The organism is Spirosoma liriopis, from assembly GCF_023196085.1.
Taxonomy (GTDB): domain Bacteria; phylum Bacteroidota; class Bacteroidia; order Cytophagales; family Spirosomataceae; genus Spirosoma; species Spirosoma oryzicola.
The window spans coordinates 1,875,125-1,881,594 of sequence record NZ_JALPRF010000002.1; the positions used below are offsets into that span (position 1 = coordinate 1,875,125).

The 6,470-nt window shown below is 47.7% G+C and carries 6 protein-coding genes and 1 rRNA gene; 5 read left to right on the plus strand and 2 right to left on the minus strand.

The window, feature by feature from the left end:
- Positions 1 to 79 precede the first annotated feature (79 nt).
- The gene (locus tag M0L20_RS16715) at positions 80 to 664 is read left to right on the plus strand and encodes a hypothetical protein (protein ID WP_248478056.1); all 585 of its coding nucleotides are present in this window, start codon (positions 80 to 82) and stop codon (positions 662 to 664) included.
- A gap of 67 nt (positions 665 to 731) precedes the next feature.
- Here M0L20_RS16715 and M0L20_RS16720 read toward each other — a convergent pair whose 3' ends face one another.
- Both M0L20_RS16720 and M0L20_RS16725 read right to left on the minus strand, forming a co-directional pair.
- Positions 732 to 1,802, minus strand: a complete 1,071-nt coding sequence (locus M0L20_RS16720) for a branched-chain amino acid aminotransferase (RefSeq protein ID WP_232562053.1) — start codon at positions 1,800 to 1,802, stop codon at positions 732 to 734.
- Between the two features lie 147 nt (positions 1,803 to 1,949).
- Complete coding sequence (locus M0L20_RS16725) at positions 1,950 to 2,501, minus strand: cob(I)yrinic acid a,c-diamide adenosyltransferase (protein ID WP_232562054.1); 552 nt, start codon at positions 2,499 to 2,501, stop codon at positions 1,950 to 1,952.
- Between the two features lie 191 nt (positions 2,502 to 2,692).
- Here M0L20_RS16725 and M0L20_RS16730 point away from each other — a divergent pair, with 191 nt between their 5' ends.
- The 4 genes from M0L20_RS16730 to M0L20_RS16745 form a co-directional block, all read left to right on the plus strand.
- Entirely contained in the window at positions 2,693 to 3,202 is a 510-nt protein-coding gene (locus M0L20_RS16730) for a hypothetical protein (protein ID WP_248478057.1), read from the plus strand.
- A complete protein-coding gene (locus M0L20_RS16735) occupies positions 3,195 to 4,424 on the plus strand; it encodes an S-adenosylmethionine:tRNA ribosyltransferase-isomerase (protein WP_248478058.1) in 1,230 nt (409 codons plus the stop codon). Before M0L20_RS16730 ends, M0L20_RS16735 begins: the two co-directional genes overlap by 8 nt.
- A gap of 85 nt (positions 4,425 to 4,509) precedes the next feature.
- Positions 4,510 to 5,796, plus strand: coding sequence for a tyrosine--tRNA ligase (gene tyrS / locus M0L20_RS16740; protein ID WP_248478059.1), 1,287 nt, complete (start codon positions 4,510 to 4,512; stop codon positions 5,794 to 5,796).
- Between the two features lie 576 nt (positions 5,797 to 6,372).
- Positions 6,373 to 6,470 (plus strand): 16S ribosomal RNA (locus M0L20_RS16745); the annotation flags it as partial.

Below are 6,470 nucleotides of genomic sequence, written 5' to 3' on the forward strand. Positions count from 1 at the left end.
TTATAGAGCAAACGGTACTAGCTCGACAGTACTGACCGCTTTACTAATCGACTAACTTTGTCCGATTAATCGCTCAAGCATGAATAGATATTTCCTTATTGTAGCTGCCCTTGTAGTGGGCTTGTGTTTCCAAGCTTGCAACGCCCGAAAAACAACCGATGAACAAGGCACTAATTCGACTACCGCTACTGCTTCAACGGCTGAACCAGCGGCTGATGTATCAGTTACGGGCCGACTGGCCGATCTTGGTCTTACTTCAGATAGCCACTGGCGGGGTATCAACCTTGGCGATGCGTTCAGCAACGTAAAAAGCACCGAAAAAGGAGAACCCTTTGAAAGTGATGAGAACCACATCGGTTACACAGTCGAATTCAAAAATCTGGAATCGGCTGATATGCTGTATTACCAGAAAAATCAGAACGTATCGGCGATCAACGTTGATTTGTTTTTAAATAACCAGCAGTCGGTTGATGGGTACAAGAAAGAACTCGAACCTTATTTTACCGCTCGGTATGGTACGGCTAAAGCTGTCAATGGATCATCGGTCTGGACAGGGCCTAAAGGCGAAACGATTACGCTGAAAGACGTGTCGAAAGGTAAAGACTTTGGTTTAAAAATCAGGATTGCGCAGGGTGAAGGCGCGATTACCGCTTCGACGAAGTAAATAGGCAATAAACGCTAAGAGCCCCGGCCAGTTGGTTGGGGTTCTTAGCGTTTAAAAGGCTTTGGTGCTAGACGGTATGCATCCAGCCAAATGTATCGTCAACCTTGCCGGTGCGTAGATCGGCCAGGTAATTTCTAACGCGAACGGCGAATGATTCTTCGGGCGCAAATTCGGGCAGCATATGGTCTTTGCCATTGTAGCCGATCAGTGAGTAAGGCGACGAACCAACCGCTGTTCCAGCACCGAACGCTTCGGTTAACCGCCCGGATTCGATCCCGCTAATTACTTCTTCGATGGATACAAGCCGCTCTTCAACCGTGATCCCCCAACTGCGGGCAATCTGTAGAATCGAATCGCGGGTAACACCTTGCAAAATGGAATCCGAGGTTGCGGGAGTCACCAGTTTTCCGTCGATCATGAACATGATGTTCATCGTGCCTGATTCCTCGATGTATTTGTGCTCGCGCGCGTCCGTCCAGATCAACTGATCGTAACCTTGTTGTTGAGCCAGCAACGTTGGATACATCGAACCGGCATAGTTTCCTGCGCATTTTGCGTAGCCCACGCCACCTGGAGCCGAGCGGATGTACTCCGTTTCAACTTTTAGCTTTGGTGGGTTTGAATAATAAGCGCCAACCGGGCAGGTAAAAATGCAGAAACGGTACGTTTTTGACGGAGCCACACCCAGATATGTATCGGTCGCAAACATATAAGGCCGGATGTACAGCGAACTGTCAGGGGCGGTTGGAACCCAGTCGGCGTCCACGCGCAGCAGCGCTTCCAGACCGCCCATAAAAACCTCTTCGGGCAGGGTGGCCATGCACATCCGCTTGGCCGACTCGTTCATGCGTTCAAAGTTCTTGTAAGGACGGAACATCATTACCTCACCCGATTCACTTTTGAATGCTTTCATGCCTTCAAAAATAGACTGACCGTAATGAAGTGACGATAGAGCCGGACTTAGCGTAAAGTTGTCAAACGGCACGATCATTTGATTTTGCCACTGACCGTCAATAAAGTCGGCCACGAACATGTGATCCGAGAAATGTTTTCCGAAAGGCAGATGGTTAAAATCTACCTCCTGAATCCGGGAGCGCTCCGCTTTCCGCAATTCAATTTGCAAGACGTCCGTCGTCATAATCAGGCTATTAGTTAACGAGTCAGGTGTTTATTACCCACCTGAGGCAAAGCTAAATAATTAGATTGAGTAAATTTAGTTGTCAAAACAACTTTTTTTTTGTGGTTAGGATCTACATTTTTTCGTGTGCCAAGTAGGGCTCGATGGCTACGTTCTAGGCTTCCAGCTGACCTCTTCTACATCCAGTTCATAAGACATTTTGCGGCAAAGCACAAACAGGTAATCAGACAAGCGGTTTAGGTATTGTATTACCAAATTATCTATCAGAAACTCTTCGTTTAGCCTAATCACCATTCGTTCGGCCCGGCGGCAAACGGTACGAGCCAGGTGGCAAAAGGATACGGACTCGTGACCACCGGGCAAAACGAACGATCGAAGTTCCGGTAGATCAATATCCATCGTATCCATCGCCTGTTCCAATAAGAAAACGTCGTTTGCTACGATAGACGGAACCGGGCGTTTGGGCGCTTTCTCCGGATCCGTAGCGAGTTCAGCGCCAATGGTAAACAACCGGTCCTGAATTTCTTTCAAAAACTCTTTTCGTTGCGAATTTATTGGCTGATCGCGTACTAAACCGATCCAGGCGTTTAATTCATCGACGGTACCGTATGCATCGATGCGCAAGTCGGCTTTGCTGACTCGACGCCCCCCAATTAGAGCGGTCTGGCCTGTATCGCCTGCTCTTGTATAAATCTTCATACTATTTCTAAACCAAAATGGGTATCAAACGGCTAAGCTAACGGAATTACACCATTCGGGCCGTACCTTTGTACCCTGATTTTAGTAGTCAGCATTAAAACTAAATTGTTAGATTGAGTTGAGAGTAACGGTTGCCGTTTTGGTAGTACGCATTCTCGCTTGTTCATCGCACCGGCGATCCGGTCAATTCAATGAAAACAGGTACTTTTTTCGTTCGAACGTGGCGTATTTTGTCCGTTCTCGGTTTTTTGTTCGCACTATTCAATAGTTATATCTCGTATCCAGGTGATGTTGCCGTTCGCTTCAATGAACTTGGTCAACCCATCCAGACCATCGATCGTGAAGTTATTTTTTACGTCGCTGTCGCTATTTTTCTGATCAACAATACGCTGATCAAACTTGTGTCGCGCTTATTTCTTCGCGTTCCTACCGCCAACCTTCCGATTCCAAATCTGGCGGTCTGGTCTTCACATCGTTCCCAACTAAACGAAGTTTTTACCAATTGGTTTACTGCTTTAATGGCAGCTATCAACACGGTTGCTGCATTAGGGTTGATCGTTTTGTCACTGCTCAACCGTTCCGATCGGAGTATGCAAGCCATTGATTACGCTTGGTTATTACCGCTCATCACGGCTATTCTGATTATTGTGCTGGTAGCGTTGCCTGCTCGGTTATTTATGAAACCTAGCGCCGATGACTGAGACAAACGAATTATCGCTGAGGCAATTTCAATACGACTTGCCCGACGAACGCATTGCCCGTTTCCCGCTGCCTCAGCGTGACGCGTCGAAGTTACTCGTCTATCGCGGAGGACAGATCCATCATGAGCATTTTGGTAATTTGCCCAGTTGGCTTCCCAAAAACAGCTTTTTAGTCTTTAATAATACGAAAGTCATTCCGGCGCGGCTACACTTTACGAAAACGACGGGAGCTGTTATCGAGCTTTTCCTGCTGAATCCGTTTGCCAAAGAGCAGGATGCGGGGCTGCAACCAATCAGTGTAGCTATGGAAGCAACGGGCGAAGCGGTCTGGCAGGGAATGATTGGCAATCGAAAACGTTGGAAGCCCACGGAAACGCTCGAAACAACGCTTTCGACACCAACGGGCGATGTATTACTTACCGCAAGCTGGTACGATTACGAACAATCGGCGGTTCGACTGCAATGGCAACCGGCAGAAAACTCCTTTGCGCAGATCATTCAATACGCGGGCGAAATCCCCTTGCCGCCCTATCTCAAACGCGACGCGACTGTCGCCGACCGGGAAACGTACCAAACCGTCTATTCAAAGCAGGAGGGAGCCGTAGCTGCACCTACCGCCGGTTTGCATTTTACGCCTGCTGTATTCAACGAGCTGGCTCAGCGTGGCTTCGAACATGATTACCTGACGCTGCACGTTGGAGCCGGAACTTTTCAGCCTATTAAAACGGAGAACGTCCGGGAGCATCACATGCATACCGAACAAGTCGTTTATACGGGAGCTAACCTACGCAATTTGCTAAATCATCTCGATACGATTATTGCCGTAGGAACAACGTCAATGCGAGCGCTGGAAAGTTTGTATTGGATGGGCGTAAGGCTACTGCGCAATGACCCGGACCCATTTCGACTTGATCAGCACTACGCTTACCAATTGGCCCTTGACGAACAACCGCCGGCTGAGCAAGCTATTCAGGCCGTTCTGCGCTATTTAGTCGATACAGAGCAAGAGTCGATTGTAGCGCACACGGGCATTTATATAACGCCCGGTTATCGGTTTAAACTCTGCAAAGGAATTATTACGAATTTCCATCAACCTGGCTCTACGCTGATTTTACTGATTGCGGCCTTGATCGGCGAGGATTGGAAACGCGTCTACGAAGAAGCGCTCGGAAACGATTATCGTTTTTTGAGTTACGGTGACTCGTCGCTGCTTCTGCCGTAAACTACTAACTTTGCGACCTTTCGGGAGTGCCGGTACGAATAGATCGCGCACTCATTTACCCATTTGCTATTTCATCAGTCTACGTATGAATTTTATAGAAGAACTCCGTTGGCGGGGCATGTTGCACGACATGACACCCGGTACCGAAGAACAGCTGCAAAAAGAAATGATAGCGGGATACATTGGTTTTGATCCGACCGCTGCATCGCTTCACATCGGTAATTTGGCAACCATCATGTTGCTGGTACATTTACAGCGCGCCGGTCATAAACCCTTCGCACTGGTAGGGGGCGCTACGGGCATGATTGGTGATCCATCGGGACGTTCCACGGAGCGAGATTACTTATCGGAAGAAACCTTGCGGCACAATCAGGAAGGTATTCGGGCGCAGCTGACGCGTTTCCTGAGTTTTGATTCAGGCGAAAATGCTGCCGAGATGGTCAATAATTATGACTGGTTCAAAGGAATCACCTTCCTGAATTTCTTGCGCGAAGCAGGGCAGCATATAACAGTCAATTATATGGTAGCAAAAGATTCCGTAAAAAAGCGACTGGAAACGGGCCTGTCATTTATGGAATTCTCGTACCAGCTTTTGCAGGGATACGACTTCTATTGGTTATACAAGAACAAAGGGGTTCGCCTACAAATGGGAGGGTCTGACCAGTGGGGTAATATCACAACGGGGACTGAACTGATCCGGCGCAAAGAAGGCAGGGAAGAATACCAGGCGTTTGCTCTAACAACGCCGTTAATTACAAAATCCGACGGAACCAAGTTTGGTAAGTCGGCGGGTGGAAATATCTGGCTAGATCCGGCGCTAACATCACCTTACCAATTTTACCAGTTCTGGCTCAGCACAGCCGACTCAGACTGCCCGCGCCTGATTCGGGTTTTTACGCTTTTGTCACAGGAGGAGATCGAAGAGTTAGAACGACAACACGCCGAAGCCCCTCACCTGCGCATACTACAGAAGGCGATCGCTAAAGAGGTAACGACACGGGTTCATTCGCAGGCTGGATACGATCTGGCGGTAAAAGCTTCTGAAGTGCTGTTCGGCAAAGCAACACTCGACACGTTACGTTCTATTCAGGCGGACGAGTTCGACATTATATTCGAAGGTGTACCTCAAACCGAGATTACAGCGGACGACTTAGCGAATAGTAAAGACATTACGGATATATTGTCTATTGGTAGTAAAGGCGAAGTATATGCATCGAAAGGCGAAGCCCGTCGGGCCATCACCCAAAATGCAGTCAGTATAAATAAAACAAAAGTGTCCGATCCTGCTGCTCCGGTTGAGCTAGAATGGCTTCAGGATCGCTACGTACTGGTGTCAAAGGGAAAGAAAAACCATCTTCTAAAAAAAGTTTAAACTTTTTTAGAAGCCTAAGCGGCTGATAAGAAGTGGGTTACCTACTGATGAAGGGTAATCCACCAAACTATTTTTGGTAGGGGTCTTGACACGGGGCAAAAAGACCCCTACCTTTGCAGTCCCAAATGAGGGAAACAGTTCGAAATACAAAACGCAAGTCCTTGTCTTTCAAGCTGTTACACGCAAAGCACTGAAAATCAACACAAAAAAATATTTTCAGTTTTACTTGACAAACAAAAATAAGTCTCGTACCTTTGCACTCCCAATTACACGGGAACACAACGACAACCGAAAGTAAGATTTTGAGCGTCAGCGTGTTACAAGCGAAAGCCACCGAAAATAAAGTAAAAAATATTTTCACTTTCACTTGACAAACGGGAAACAAAGCAGTACCTTTGCACTCCCAAACATTGAGAAACAAACGAACAACAGTTCACACGTTTACTCACCCCGCTTCGGCCAACGGGCCAGGCGATCAGTTCTTTGACAAACGGTCAGCACAACGACAACTCGACCATACGATTTCGATCGTCGGTTGAACAAGACAGTGACTAACGACTAGTCACGCAATTATTTACGATGGAGAGTTTGATCCTGGCTCAGGATGAACGCTAGCGGCAGGCCTAATACATGCAAGTCGAACGGGCCGCAAGGTCAGTGGCAAACGGGTGCGT